Raw genomic sequence first — 14,800 nt, 5'->3', positions numbered from 1 at the left:
TTAAATAAACATTTTTCGGATATGTTGTGAGGCAAAATCAATCAAACTCACAGTGACAATGACGATCAACATAATGCAAGCGGTCTGTTGGAACTGAAAACCTCTTATCGCTTCCCATAACAGAACCCCTATACCACCAGCACCCACCATGCCTACCACAGTGGCCGAACGAACGTTCGACTCAAGTCGATATAAAGTAAAAGAGATCCAAAGCGGTAATACTTGAGGAAGAACGCCATATAAAATCTCTTCAATTTTATTGGCTCCTGTCGCACGAACGCCTTCTACTGGGCCAATATCAATAGCTTCGACCGCTTCAGAAAACAGTTTTGCAAGTACGCCTGTGGTATGTACAAATAACGCAAGTACGCCAGCAAAAGGCCCTAACCCAACAGCAACAACAAATAGCATTGCAAATACCATTTCATTGATTGCTCGAGCAGAATCCATCAAGCGACGCATTGGCTGATATATCCACCAAGGGGCTATATTTTCTGAGCACATCAATCCAAATGGGATGGAAATAACGACGGCTAATATCGTCCCCCACAATGCAATTTGTATCGTTATCAAGGTCTCTTCGAGGTAAAGTTTCCAGTAAGTAAAGTCTGGCGGGAAAAAGTCCGCACCCAGCTCAATCATGTTTCCAGAATCTTTTATTAATTGAACTGGATTCATTTCTGCACCTTGCCAAGACCAAGCAAGAACAAACGCAACCAGTAACATGATTGCAAAGCGCTTCCATTGAGAAGTGGGACCCATTGAGATATTTTGAGTTGAACTGCTCATTGCATCTATCCATTAAATACTGTGTGGCAGCAAAGGGCTGGAAAATCGTTCCTCCAGCCCATGCGACGCTATTCCATTGCTTCAAGAGCACTCATTTGGCGGTTTAGAACAGCAAGCTTACTCTTTGCTGATTGTAATTTTGACGCTTGCTCTTTGGTTAAACTTGTTTGTTTATTCAAGCTATTTAGCTGTTTAAAGAGCGCTAGCTGGCGAATTGGTAGCAGCTGTAAATCACTCGATGGTTTAAAAGGAGCCCAACCGAGTTCTTTTAGAACGGCTAGCTCTTTCTCATCACCAGAAGTACCGTACTCCATGAAAAAACTGTAAATTTCATTTTTTGCTGAATCAGGGAGATTTTTACGCCACACAATAGGATCGGATGGAATAAGTGGTGACTGCCAAATTACTTTAATATTGGCAAACTTTTCTGGATTGGTAAGCTCGAAACGACGCATACTTTCCGTATTATTCGTCGCTACATCCACTTGTTGATTTGCAACAGCAAAGAGATTCACTTCATGACTAGCATTCAACGTGCGCTTAAACTCTGACGGTTGAATGTTATTCTTTGCAAAGACATAGTATGACGGTACAAGAAAACCTGATGTTGAATTTGGATCGCCATTACCAAACGCGAGCTTCGAACGCTGGGAAATCATGTCTTCAACACTGTTAATTGGGCTGTCTTTATGGGTGATCAATAAACTCCAGTAACCAGGATTTCCTTCGGAATCTACCGTTTGCGCGAAAACCTCTCCCCCTGCTCGGTCAACCGCTTCCATCGCTGATTTATTACCAAACCAAGCGACATCAACTTTATCGAAACGCATACCTTGAATAATGCCCGCATAATCTGGCGCAAAATAGGCTTTCACTTCCATGCCCAGTTTATCACTCATATCTTTTAGGAACGGGTCCCACACTGTTTTAAGATTTTGCTGTGATTCAGTCGAAATAATACCGAAATTAAGCGATTCCAATTTCTCTTCAGCAGAAACGGGGATCGCTGTTGCAGCTGTAAGTAGTCCAAGACTACAAACCATCGTCTTTAGTGCTCGTAACATCTTCAATATCCTTTGTGTGTTAACGTAGTAAAGGGGTGGAATGGTTTTCTATTGACGCTAGTGGTAGAGGTTCACTCTCATCAATATTGACTTTGGGTTGATAGCTATAGAGCTGTTCAAGCTCTTGTTGGCAGATGCTTGCGCTTTCACCTTGATAAAAGACTTTGCCTTCTTTTAATGCGATGACATGTTTACAATATTTAAGGGCATGCTCGACTTGGTGCAAAGTAACAACCACAGGAATACCTTCCCTCTGGTTAATGTCTGTCAGTAATTCCATCACAATACGAGAAGACTCTGGATCTAATGAAGCGATGGGCTCATCTGCGAAAATGATCTTCGCTTTTTGCATCAAGGCACGAGCGATTGCTACACGTTGTTGCTGCCCACCAGAAAGAGTCGAAACACGTTGATGGGCAAAATCACTCATCCCAACTCGCTCTAAAGCAGCTAACGCTTGCTGTTTTTGCTCTACACTGAATCGACCACTTAAAGTACGCCACAACGGTGTATGACTCATGGCACCAATTAATACGTTAGTTAGAACAGTGAGACGATTAACAAGATTGAATTGTTGAAAAATATACCCCGCTTGGGCGCGTCTTTGTCGAATATCTACCGTTGCACGACCATTCGCTTGGACCACTTCACCTAAAACACGGATCTCACTATTTTGATCTTTATCGCCATAAACTAAGCCACTTAAATGGCGCATTAATGTCGATTTACCTGATCCCGAAGGGCCTAAGAGCGCCGTCATTTCTTTATGCTGAATACTGAAATCGATTGCATTTAAAGCTTTTTTATTTCCAAACGTTTTTGTCAGATCTTTGACTTCAATAATGTTATCCATGCTATTGAGCCCTAGTTAAATAATGCTCATAGCGTGGCAATTTTTTGTGTCGCTTTTATAAAAAAAACATTTCAGGAATGTGGCAGAAAAGCGCATTCAAAAAAGGTATAGCAGGTAAGATTCAAGCAGAATAAAGGAGCAGAGAGATTATCTAGACGAGAGCACTAACTTGTCTAGATAACGCCTTAATGAAAAGTTAATAAATGAATCAATAGAGCGGCTACATATGATAGAAAATTAAAAAACGATAGATTTTTAAAACGCTTTATAAATTGAAAATAGCCTTTAGATCTCATAGCACTTAATTTACAAACAATATATACTCGAAAGGTATTTATATGAATTTTAAATCCTATAGAATCATAAAGTTAATCGTATTTCTATTATAAGAAGCAATATTAAGTAAGGAGTCTTAATTGAAAAAAATAATAACACTAACTGCATTAATATTCGTATTAATGGGTTGTAGTAGCCATAATGAAAAAGACTCAGCAAGCAATGAAAAGCATTGTGTTCTCGTTAGTAACCCAGCACTAATGAGTAATGATAATGGAAATTGTACTAAATTCGACTTTAGAACATTTTTTGAAGAAAGGAATAAAGATAAAAGATAAAAGATAAAAGCGTTAAATTACAGAAAACCACTAACGTTAATACAAGTCGTTATGTTTTCTTATAATCGTCTTCACGAAAGTATTGAGTTAACGCTAGGCTACACGACTCCTCAAAAACGAGTCAAAATCAAATAACGATAAATAATTACAACGAAAAAGCATAATCAGTCGATTAAACACGAAGCTTTTATTGTCTGATTATTGCCCCCTTCCCCATTCACTTTTACTGACATAAAAATTACTTTCACCTATTTTTCAGCTTGTCGTTTATCTATACAATCTTGGCGTCCGACATGTAGAAGAATAAAATAATGAATAACCCCCAAGCCTTTTACCACCGGCTTAAGCAAGCCCGTGAAGAGCATGGCATGACACAAGTCGATGCCGCAAAACACCTTAAGATAGCAAGACAAACCTACTTAGACTTAGAGAATGGTCGAACTCAACCACGCTTAGATACACTTTTAGAATTATCAAAGATGTTTAATAAAAGCATCATGTTCTTTGCTGGTGATCGCCCTTCTTTAGACGAGTTTGACACCCTAGAGTTATTGGCAGAGCTGCAACAACGCTATGTGACGCTTTCCGCTAACAAGACTGACGCAGCGACTGCTCAACCCGAATAAAAAAAGGCCACTGAATAAACAGTGGCCTTTTTTAAAAGCGTTGCTAATTACATGCGTGCTTTAAAGATCTCTACGATTTCTTCTAGGCTCGCTTTGCGTGGGTTAGTTAAAGAACACGCATCGTTTAGAGCGTTTTGCGCCATGAACGCTAGCTTGTCTTCAGTCACACCTAAATCAGCTAGGCGTTGCTTAGTACCCACTTTTTCAGAAAGTGCATCAATCGCTTCAAGGGCTGCATTTACTGCTTGCTCTTGGGTCATTGCTGCTGTGTCGATACCCATTGCTTTGGCAATATCAACAAAACGCTCTGGTACTTGTTTGGCGTTAAAACGTGAAACTTCTGCCAATAGAATCGCGTTACATAGGCCGTGAGCCAGGTCGTAAACACCACCTAATTGGTGCGCCATTGAGTGAACGTAACCTAAAGATGCATTAGAGAATGCCATACCAGCAAGGTACTCGCCGTACTGCATTGCATCACGTGCTTCGCGGTTTTGACCGTCGTTCACAGCGGTTTCTAGGTTGTTTACAATCAGCTCAATCGCTTTAATGGCAGAGGCATCAGTGATTGGTGTCGCTGCAGTTGAAACATACGCTTCAACAGCGTGCGTTAATGCATCCATACCGGTTGCAGCAGTTAGGAACTTAGGCATTGCGACCATTAGCTCTGAATCGTTCACTGCAATAATCGGCGTGAAGTGCTTATCAACTACTGGGTATTTGGTTTCATCTTCTTGGTTAGTGATGATTGCAAATACGGTCATTTCTGAAGCGGTACCTGCTGTTGTGTTCACGGTTACCAATGGAAGTTGTGGCTTTTTAGAAAGGTGTACACCTTTCGAGTAATCACGAATGTGACCACCGTTCGCTGCCACAAGTGCGATACCTTTAGCAGTATCGTGTGAAGAACCACCACCGAATGAAATCACAAAATCAGAATGGCTGCTTGCAAGTAACGCTAGGCCATCTTCAATGTTTTTCTCTGTTGGGTTAGGTTGCACACCATCGTAAATAGTGTAATCAAGGCCGTGCGCAGTAAGCTCGTATTTAGCTTGCTCACTAAACCCACTTCAACTAATACACTGTCTGTCACGATTAGCGCTTTTTTCAGCTCTTTTGAGGCAAGTTCAGCACCTAAAGATTGAATAGCATTAGGACCCATTAGTGTTACAGGTGGCATGTAGAAGACATTGCTCATAATAAAGCTCCGATAATATTAAGTAATTTATGTTGGTTTACCGCATGTGCCATAAGCCGGAATTTTTTACAGAGTGTGAATAGCAAAGTGAGTGTTATCGGCGTCAAATCTTTATGGTTGTTGTTGGTGTTGATGCTAACAACAGCTCACTTACCGGAAATAAACAATAAAATGAAAAGTTAACCACTATTACGTAAACGTAATAATTAAAATGGGATGTTACTTGCCGATATCAGCGGCTTATTTATCAGCAGCAGACAGTAGCTTTTCAGCAAAAGTAAGTTGTGATGCTGATTGTGTGAATACCACACCTGAGTGTGAACGCTCTGCAGTACCTTGTTTTTGGTAGTGAGCTGCATTCATAGTGCTAGCTGCTGCTTTTTGAAATTGAACATTACCTGTGAACGCACCATCTTTAGCTGAAGCGTTGTAAGACATAGCGATGATAGCGGCTGCGATAGTTGCTTTAATAACTGTTTTCATGAGTAATAAAACCTTGTGTATTTATGTTTGTGAACGCCTTGTGCGTTTCGATGGATGTATTATTAATAATTACACTAAAAACAACAATACAACAAAAAAACAAAAGATTATTACCATATGGTAATGGTTGGGTCGGTAGGCATAAGATAAAGGCAAAAAAGAAGAGAAAATGGCAGAAAGCGAAGTAGATGGCGTATTGCTGATTGGAAAATAGATCGCCTCACCACACCAAGGGATCCAGAGCAAACCACGCTTCGGAATTTATATATACTCTAACCACGAGTACTTGATAGTATTACAAAATAAATTACGCCTCTAACGATAGATAGTCAGTTCTAGATGAAGATAAGAGCGCGATAATTTCCTTTTGCTCAATCCACCTTTAATTTGACGACTTATGAACAAAAAACTCACCATTCTTGATATCGCAAAGTTAGCTGATGTTGGCAAGTCAACAGTAAGCCGTGTGTTAACCAACGACCCTAAGGTAAAAGCACAAACACGTGAGAAGGTGGAAAAAATCATTCGTGAGTCTGGATATACACCTTCAAAATCAGCTCAATCAATGCGGGGCGGCAGTCAAAAAGTGGTGGGGATTATCATCTCTCGCCTCGATTCCCCCTCAGAGAACCGTGTTGTCGCGACCATGTTAAGCACACTGTATGCCGCAGGTTATGACGTGGTGATTATGGAAAGCCAATTTGATCGCAACAAAACCAATGAACATTTATCAGTGCTCAAAAAGCGTAATGTTGATGGTGTTATTGTTTTTGGCTTTACCGGTTGCGACGAAAATGCATTAGCCCAATGGGGTAATCGTGTTGTTGCAATAGCAATGGATACGCAACTAATATCCTCAATCAACTATGATAATCAAGGTGTTATAGAGCACGCGCTCGCACATGTTCACCATCAATCGATATCTCGTATCAGTTATATCGGAGTAGACCCTGAAGATAAGACGACAGGTCTGGCACGCCTTACTGCTTATAAAAAATGGTGTAAAAACCAAGGCGTAACACCTTGCTACAAAACAGGTAAATTAAGCCACGAAAGTGCTTACCAATTAGTTGATGAAGTACTAAAACCTGATACACAGGCCATTATATGCGCCAGCGATACGATTGCTCTTGGTGTAGCTAAAAGATTACAAGAAATCGCACGGGAAGATGTCGTCGTAACAGGTGTTGGCGGTAATGAATTACTTTCTTTTCTTTTTCCTAAGATATTCAGCGTAGATCCCGGTTATGCCTGTGCCGGTAAAAAAGCCGCAGATATTTTGATCAATCAATTAAATGGCAACGAACAGATTGTGCACTATACCCAACAGCCCATTCCCCATTAACCTTCCTTAAACGATCTGCTTTAAATTTATACTGTGATCACAGCCCACTTATGGGACTGTTCCCATTTTCATCTCAAATACAATATGTCACCATCCAACCACCAATAAAATGGGAACATTCCCATTAATAAAAAAATAATAATTTAAAAGTATTCAATAGGTGGACAAATTATGAGTAAGATTGCACAAAAAGAGGTAAAGCGTCTTATTGAACTGGTTGGAGGTTCAGACAATATTGCCAGTGTTAGTCACTGTTTAACTCGATTACGCTTCGTGCTTAACGATACGAATAAAGCGAATACTAAAGAGTTAGATAAACTACTAATAGTAAAAGGCTGTTTTACTAACGCTGGTCAATTCCAAGTGGTTATCGGTACAGAAGTCGATGACGTATATAAAGTATTAGTGGATCTAACGGGTAAGAGTGAAGCAAGCAAAGAAACAACAAAAAATGCTGCTCGTCAAAACATGAATATTCTTGAACGTGGAATCTCCCATCTTGCTGAAATCTTTGTTCCACTACTTCCTGCAATTATTACCGGTGGCCTGATTCTAGGTTTTCGCAACGTTATTGGCGACATCAAAATGTTTGATGGCCACACACTCACAGAAATAAGCCAATTCTGGGCATCAGTCTACTCCTTCCTATGGTTAATTGGCGAAGCTATCTTCCTCTTCTTACCCGTTGGTGTTTGTTGGTCTACGGTGAAAAAATTGGGGGGAACACCAATTTTAGGTATTACGCTGGGTATTACCTTAGTATCACCACAGTTAATGAACGCGTATTTAATCGGCCAGCAAGTCCCCGAGTTTTGGGATTTCGGTTTATTTACTGTTGATAAAGTAGGATACCAAGCTCAAGTTATTCCAGCCATGTTAGCCGGTGTCGCTCTGGCGCTTATTGAAACAAACTTAAAACGTATCATTCCCGCTTATCTCTATTTAGTAGTTGTGCCTTTCATATCTATCATTGTTTCGGTATTCCTTGCCCACGCCATCATTGGTCCATTTGGTCGCATGTTGGGTGATGGTGTTGCTTTTGCAGCAAAAGCAGCCATGACCGGCGACTTTGCCGTTATTGGGTCAACTATCTTTGGTTTCCTCTACGCCCCATTGGTGATTACAGGTATCCACCACACAACCAACGCTGTTGACCTTCAACTCATGCAACAGCTTGGTGGAACACCAATCTGGCCATTAATCGCTCTTTCTAATATTGCTCAAGCATCTGCCGTTGTTGGTATCATTATCATCAGTAAAAAACATGGAGAGCGTGACATATCAGTACCTGCGGCGATCTCTGCCTATCTTGGTGTCACAGAGCCTGCAATGTACGGTATCAACTTAAAATACAAATTCCCTATGCTAAGCGCGATGATAGGCAGTGCAATAGCTGCTGCGATCTGTGGGAGTGCTGGAGTGATGGCAAACGGGATCGGTGTCGGAGGTTTACCAGGTATATTATCTATCCAACCTCAATATTGGGGAATATTCACATTAGCCATGGTAGTCGCGATTATTGTACCAATAGTACTCACACTACTTTTATATAAGCGCGCACAAATGAAAGAAACACTAGAGCCAGTAACAACATAACTCTTTCATCATATATCGTTTGATTCCCTTAGCAACACACAACATCTCTAGTTAAAGGGGCCCAAGCTTCAGCAATAGACGATAGGAGCCATTGCTCCCCTCTCACCTTTGATTGCAATGAAAGCTGTTAGCCATCGAGTAATGGTGGCTATTTTTAAAATTTATTTACGAATAAGTGAGCTTTAGAAATGACATTAAGCAAATATGATGAAAACTGGTGGAAAACCGCGACTATCTATCAAATATATCCCAAAAGTTTTTGTGACAGTGAAAGCAAAGGCACTGGGGACATCCAAGGGATCATTTCTAAACTGGATTATTTAAAACATTTGGGGGTTGATGCTATTTGGTTAACCCCAATTTATCAATCACCCATGATCGATAATGGCTACGATATTTCAGATTACTACGCAGTCAACCCTGACTTTGGTAGCATGGAAGACTTCAGTATTTTGTTAGAGCTGGCTCACCAACTTGGTATTCGTATTATAATGGATATTGTAGTGAATCACACATCAACTGAACATAAATGGTTCCAGTCAGCATTGGGAGACATGAAAAGTCCATATCGCGATTATTACATTTGGAAAGATCCTATCGATGGTAAAGAACCTAATAACTGGCTATCAAAATTTGGTGGTAACGCTTGGGAATTAGATCCCTTAACAAACCAGTATTACTTGCACCTTTTTGCTAAAGAGCAAGCTGATTTAAACTGGGAAAATCCCAAAGTACGCCAAGAAGTCAAAGACATTATTAGCTTTTGGGCCGAAAAAGGTGTCGATGGATTTCGTTTAGATGTGATTAATTTAATCTCCAAAGAGCAAAACTTCCCAAATGATGATAAAGGTGATGGTCGCAGATTTTATACTGATGGACCGCGCGTACATGAATATTTGCAAGAAATAAGTCAGGCCGTATTCCAAAAGTATGGCAGTGTAACCGTAGGCGAAATGTCCTCTACTTCACTTGAACATTGTCAGCAGTACTCAGCACTTAATGGCAAAGAACTCTCTATGGTCTTTAATTTCCATCATTTAAAAGTAGACTATGTAAATGGTGATAAATGGACTAAAACCGCATTTGATTTCATTCAGTTAAAGCAAATCTTCCACCACTGGCAAACAGGATTAAACGGCAAAGGTTGGGGAGCACTGTTTTGGTGTAATCATGATCAACCTCGCATTGTAAGCCGTTTAGGTAATGACGAAAAATATCGCATTGAATCTGCAAAAATGTTAGCGGCATCAATACATATGATGCAAGGCACACCTTATATCTATCAAGGTGAAGAGCTAGGGATGACAAACCCAGCCTACACAGAAATCAGTCAATATCGCGATATCGAGAGTATTACTATGTACGATCTCATGGTTAACCAAAAAGGTATACCCCATGAAGATATGATGGCTATTTTAGCTCAAAAATCACGAGATAACTCACGCACACCAATGCAGTGGAATAATCAACAACATGCTGGATTTACCAATGGAACACCTTGGTTAGAAATTGCTAAAAATTATCCAGACATCAACGCTGAAGCTGCGATAAAAGACTTAAACTCCGTATTTTATTTCTATAAGCGTTTAATTGAACTGCGAAAACAGATTTCAGTAATTACTGACGGGACATATGAAGATTTGCTACCAGAGCATGATCGTATTTTCGCTATTGCACGTCAAAACGATAGCCAAACTTTGCTGTGTATTAACAACTACTACGATGAAGAGATTGAATGTAATTTACCTGAGCGCTTTCAAATAATTAAATCTCAATGTTTACTCTCTAATTATCCACAATCAGATTCGAGTTTTTTAGGGTATAAACAAACCTTGCGTCCATACGAAACACGTATTTTATTAATAGAAGAAGATTAATAGTTGGTAATCAATTAAACATATTGTCAAACCAAAGCTCAGAGAGAACCACATAAAATGTGCTTTATCAAATAGTAAAAGGGCGTTGAAATCAGCTTCAACGCCCTTTTTCCTTTTTAAATTCTTTACACATTTAATTGGATTTACGCTTTGTACCTAAAAGCGAAACAGGAATATATAAACAAGCAAATTTATTAATGATACGTGACATCCTCTATCCCCCTCAGTAGTACAAGTTTCTCATAATGTGCAACCTTGCTTAAACACAGTATTTATAAGGTATTGGGCGCGTTCAATGCGGGCATTGTTGGAATTAAAAAATACCAACAAAAAGCGTAGATTGGTTCAAAAATCTAAGATTGAGTGTCTCAAGCTCGATACAGGAATTAATTTTAAACAGTTATTTTTTAACTACCTCAATAGTATTCCTTTTACACATACATTAAGTATATCGCTAATTTTGTTATCGATATTAAGGACACTATTTGATGAAAAAACTTCTTTTAGCAGTACTCCCTCTTTTACTATTTTCAACGCCATCATTCGCCTATACAAAATATGCTGTTTTAAATAGCACGCCAGGAACTATTGACAGCCTAACTTTTAGGGAAGAGTCTTCGTTCTGTCATCCTCACCATCTTACTCATATAGGTCCTTGGTCGTTAAGGATAGATCTTTCTCGAAGGGGAATTTGCTTAGTTGATAAGATCACTGGAACTCTTCGTATGGATGATGGCACAACCATACCTTTAAGCTATAAGTCAGTAGGTACATCGTATGGTCAATACATCATTATTGCAAAGCGTGCTAATAATAAGTGGTATGCAAAAATAACACCAGGTGATGTTTTGGGGTAACTATAAAGATAGTGACATCCCTTGATATGAGGGTGATCCTCAATAGATAAATAATGACGAATAGAAAATCAAAAGCCGCTCTTTGAAGTGGCTTTTTTATATAAGTTCAGATTAGCAGCCAAGCACTGACTTAATGATTAATGTCATGTCATAAAGGGGTCAAAAATCATAGGTTGGTTCAAAAACCTAATATTGGATGTCTCACATTCGCAACAAAGGCTCATTTTGAACGTTCGCTTATTAATCGATCACATAGCATGTCTTTTGCGCATATATAGCGCGTATCACTTATTCCATAATCGATATTAAGGATACACTGCGTGATGAAAAAACTTCTTTTAGCTATATTTCCTTTTTTACTATTTTCAGCTCCATCATTCGCCTATACAAGATATGCTGTTTTAAATAGCACGCCAGGAACTATTCAAAGCCTAACTTTTAGGGAAAAGTCTTCGTTTTGTAATCCTCACCTTCTTACTCATATAGGTCCTTGGTCGTTAAAGATAGATCCTTCTCGAAGGGGAGTTTGCTTAGTTAAAAAGATCACTGGAACTCTTCGTATGGATGATGGTACAACCATACCTTTAAACTATAAGTCAGTAGGTGCATCGTATGGTCAATACATCATTATTGCAACGCGTGTTAATAATAAGTGGTATGCAAAAATAACACCAGGCGATGTTTAGGGTAACTATAAAGATAGTGACATCCCTTTATATGAGGGTGATCCTCAATAGCTAAATAATGACGAATAGAAAATCAAAAGCCGCTCTTTGAAGTGGCTTTTTTATAAGTTTAGATTAGCAGCTAGGCACTGCCCTTAATGGTTAATGTCATGTCATAAATGGGTCAAAAATCATAGGTTGGTTCAAAAACCTAATATTGGGTGTCTCACATTCGCAACAAAGGTTCATTTTGATCACTCGCTCATTAATCGACCACATAGTATCTCTTTTGCGCATATATAGCGCGTGTCACTTATTCCATAATCGATATTAAGGATACACTACGTGATGAAAAAACTTCTTTTAGCTATATTTCCTTTTTTACTATTTTCAACGCCATCATTCGCCTATACAAAATATGCTGTTTTAAATAGCACGCCAGGAACTATTCAAAACCTAACTTTTATGGAAGATTCTCCGTTTTGTCATCCTCACCATATTATTCATATAGGTCCTTGGTCGTCAGGGATAGATCCTTCTCGAAGGGGAGTTTGCTTAGTTGATAAGATCACTGGAACTCTTCGTATGGATGATGGTACAACCATACCTTTAAGCTATAAGTCAGTAGGTACATCGTATGCTCAATACATCATTATTGCAACGCGTGTTAATAATAAGTGGTTTGCAAAAATAACACCAGGCGATGTTTTTGGGTAACTATAAAGATAGTGACATCCCTTGATATGAGGGTGATCCTCAATAACTAAATAATGACGAGTAGAAAATCAAAAGCCGCTCTTTGAAGTGGCTTTTTTATATAAGTCCAGATTAGCAGCTAGGCACTGCCCTTAATGGTTAATGTCATAAAAGGTCAAAAATCATAGATTGCTTCAAAAACCTAATATTGGGTGTCTCACATTCGCAACAAAGGCTCATTTTGAGCGATCGCTTATTAATCGATCACATAGTATACTTTTAGCGCATACATGGCGCGTGTCACTTATTTCATAATCGACATTAAGGATACACTACGTGATGAAAAAACTTCTTTTAGCTATATTTCCTTTTTTACTATTTTCAGCTCCATCTTTCGCCTATACAAAATATACGGTTTTAAACAGTACTTCAGGTACTGTTGACAGCCTTGTCTTTAGTCAAATGACTTCACTTTGTGGTACTCACTATCTTGATAATCTAACTCCCTTGTCATTAACGTCTGATACTAATAGCAGGGGAGCTTGCCTGCTTACAGATATCAAAGGAACACTTCATATTGATGGCGAAGATATACCATTAGAGTATCACTCATCAGGTACATCATATGGCCAATTCGTCATTGTATCGAAGTGTGTTGATCACAAGATGGCAGCAAAAATAGTATACGCCGATATTTTGGGTAACTATAGCGATGCTGATACCCCTCATTATGGGTAATCCTCAATAACTAAATAATAACGAATAGAAAATCAAAAGCCGCTCTTTGAAGTGGCTTTTTTTATAAGCCAGATTAGCAGCATGACACTGCCCTTAATGATTAATATCATGTCATGAAGGGATCAAAAATCATAGATTGGTTCAAAAACCTAATATTGGGTGTCTCACATTCGCAACAATGAGTCATTTTGTTCGGCCACCTATTTACTGATCACATAATATGTCTTTTGCGCATATATAGCGCGTGTCACTTATTCTAGAATTGATATTAAGGATATTACGTGATGAAAAAACTCCTTTTAGCTATACTTCCTTTTTTACTATTTTCAGCTCCATCTTTCGCCTATACAAAATATACGGTTTTGAACAGTACTTCAGGTACTGTTGACTACCTTATCTTTAAACAAATGAGCGAACTTTTTTGTGGTGAGCACTATATTGATAATCTAACACCCTGGTCAATAACGCCTGATTCTGCTGGCAGGGGAGCTTGCCTGCTTAAGAGTATCCAAGGAATACTTCACATTGATGGCGAAGATATACCATTGGAATATCATTCATCAGGTACGTCATATGGCCAATTCGTTATTGTATCGAAGCGTGTTGATAATAAGATAACAGCAAAAATAGTATCCGCCGATATTTTGGGTAACTATAACAATAGTGATGATACCCCTCAATATAATGGTAATCCTCAATATGATGATAACCCTCAATATGATGATAACCCGAAATATGATGATACCCCGAAATATGATGATACTCCCTCGGTGTAAGGGTAATCCTCAATAACTAAATAACGACAAATAGAAAATCAAAAGCCGCTCTTTGGCGGCTTTATATATGTACTTATAAGCTACCAGATCACTTGAAAGATATACTTTTTTACAAATACATAGCGCGTGTCACTTATTCTATAATCGATGTTAAGGATACTACGTGATGAAAAAAATTCTTTTAGCAATACTCCCTTTTTTACTATTTTCAGCTCCATCCTTCGCCTATCCAAAATATACGGTTTTAAACAGTACACTAGGCACGATTAATAAACTTACTTTTTATCAAATAATTTCAGAATGTAGTCCTAATTATATTTATAATATAGGTCCCCAATCGTTAAAGCAGGAACTGCCCCCTTATGACAGGAGTAATTGCCTGCTAACGGACATCAAAGGAACACTTCATATAGACGGTATGGATATCCCTCTAGAGTACCATTCATTCGGTACCACATATGGTCAATTCGCTATTGTAGCAAAGCAGATTAATAATAAGTGGAGCGCTAAAATAGTGTCTGCCGATATTAGGGGAGACTATCCAAAAACAGGGGATTCTGAATATGCAGATATTCAATAACTAAATATAAGGGTAAATAACAGCCGCTCTTTCGCGGCTTTTA

At 38.9% G+C, this 14,800-nt stretch carries 14 protein-coding genes and 1 pseudogene; 10 read left to right on the top strand and 5 right to left on the bottom strand.

Annotated elements, in window-relative coordinates; genetic code table 11:
- From phnE to phnC, 3 genes are all read right to left on the bottom strand, one after another.
- A complete protein-coding gene (phnE, locus tag BTO08_RS16330) occupies positions 1–789 on the bottom strand; it encodes a phosphonate ABC transporter, permease protein PhnE (protein WP_005363781.1) in 789 nt (262 codons plus the stop codon).
- Between the two features lie 68 nt (positions 790–857).
- Entirely contained in the window at positions 858–1,853 is a 996-nt protein-coding gene (phnD, locus tag BTO08_RS16325) for a phosphonate ABC transporter substrate-binding protein (RefSeq protein WP_105061707.1), read from the bottom strand.
- A 19-nt stretch (positions 1,854–1,872) separates the two neighbouring features.
- Positions 1,873–2,706, bottom strand: coding sequence for a phosphonate ABC transporter ATP-binding protein (gene phnC / locus BTO08_RS16320; protein ID WP_105061706.1), 834 nt, complete (start codon positions 2,704–2,706; stop codon positions 1,873–1,875).
- 925 nt (positions 2,707–3,631) lie between these two features.
- On the opposite strand from phnC, the gene BTO08_RS16310 reads away from it, so the two are divergent.
- Entirely contained in the window at positions 3,632–3,946 is a 315-nt protein-coding gene (locus BTO08_RS16310) for a helix-turn-helix transcriptional regulator (protein ID WP_105061704.1), read from the top strand.
- Positions 3,947–3,993: 47 nt separating this feature from the next.
- Here the strand turns inward: BTO08_RS16310 and BTO08_RS16305 are convergent.
- Both BTO08_RS16305 and BTO08_RS16300 read right to left on the bottom strand, forming a co-directional pair.
- Positions 3,994–5,144, bottom strand: a pseudogene (locus BTO08_RS16305) (iron-containing alcohol dehydrogenase).
- Between the two features lie 240 nt (positions 5,145–5,384).
- Positions 5,385–5,627, bottom strand: coding sequence for a hypothetical protein (locus BTO08_RS16300; protein WP_045085049.1), 243 nt, complete (start codon positions 5,625–5,627; stop codon positions 5,385–5,387).
- A gap of 397 nt (positions 5,628–6,024) precedes the next feature.
- Here BTO08_RS16300 and treR point away from each other — a divergent pair, with 397 nt between their 5' ends.
- From treR to BTO08_RS16260, 9 genes are all read left to right on the top strand, one after another.
- Complete coding sequence (treR, locus tag BTO08_RS16295) at positions 6,025–6,972, top strand: trehalose operon repressor TreR (RefSeq protein WP_105061703.1); 948 nt, start codon at positions 6,025–6,027, stop codon at positions 6,970–6,972.
- A 171-nt stretch (positions 6,973–7,143) separates the two neighbouring features.
- A complete protein-coding gene (treB, locus tag BTO08_RS16290) occupies positions 7,144–8,568 on the top strand; it encodes a PTS trehalose transporter subunit IIBC (protein WP_105061702.1) in 1,425 nt (474 codons plus the stop codon).
- Positions 8,569–8,756: 188 nt separating this feature from the next.
- The gene (treC, locus tag BTO08_RS16285; RefSeq protein ID WP_105061701.1) at positions 8,757–10,445 is read left to right on the top strand and encodes an alpha,alpha-phosphotrehalase; all 1,689 of its coding nucleotides are present in this window, start codon (positions 8,757–8,759) and stop codon (positions 10,443–10,445) included.
- 488 nt (positions 10,446–10,933) lie between these two features.
- The gene (locus tag BTO08_RS22270; RefSeq protein WP_146108441.1) at positions 10,934–11,302 is read left to right on the top strand and encodes a hypothetical protein; all 369 of its coding nucleotides are present in this window, start codon (positions 10,934–10,936) and stop codon (positions 11,300–11,302) included.
- Between the two features lie 323 nt (positions 11,303–11,625).
- Positions 11,626–11,988, top strand: a complete 363-nt coding sequence (locus BTO08_RS16280; protein ID WP_105061700.1) for a hypothetical protein — start codon at positions 11,626–11,628, stop codon at positions 11,986–11,988.
- A 327-nt stretch (positions 11,989–12,315) separates the two neighbouring features.
- Positions 12,316–12,684, top strand: a complete 369-nt coding sequence (locus BTO08_RS16275) for a hypothetical protein (RefSeq protein ID WP_105061699.1) — start codon at positions 12,316–12,318, stop codon at positions 12,682–12,684.
- Between the two features lie 318 nt (positions 12,685–13,002).
- Complete coding sequence (locus BTO08_RS16270; protein WP_105061698.1) at positions 13,003–13,401, top strand: hypothetical protein; 399 nt, start codon at positions 13,003–13,005, stop codon at positions 13,399–13,401.
- A 284-nt stretch (positions 13,402–13,685) separates the two neighbouring features.
- Positions 13,686–14,177 (top strand): hypothetical protein, encoded by a 492-nt coding sequence (locus BTO08_RS16265; RefSeq protein ID WP_105061697.1) that lies wholly within the window; start codon positions 13,686–13,688, stop codon positions 14,175–14,177.
- 166 nt (positions 14,178–14,343) lie between these two features.
- Positions 14,344–14,757, top strand: a complete 414-nt coding sequence (locus tag BTO08_RS16260; protein WP_105061696.1) for a hypothetical protein — start codon at positions 14,344–14,346, stop codon at positions 14,755–14,757.
- Positions 14,758–14,800 lie beyond the last annotated feature (43 nt).

Origin of the sequence: Photobacterium angustum, assembly GCF_002954615.1 — a bacterium.
Lineage (GTDB): Bacteria > Pseudomonadota > Gammaproteobacteria > Enterobacterales > Vibrionaceae > Photobacterium > Photobacterium angustum_A.
Note: the sequence above shows the minus strand (reverse complement) of the source record. Positions and strands in the feature narration are given on the sequence as shown.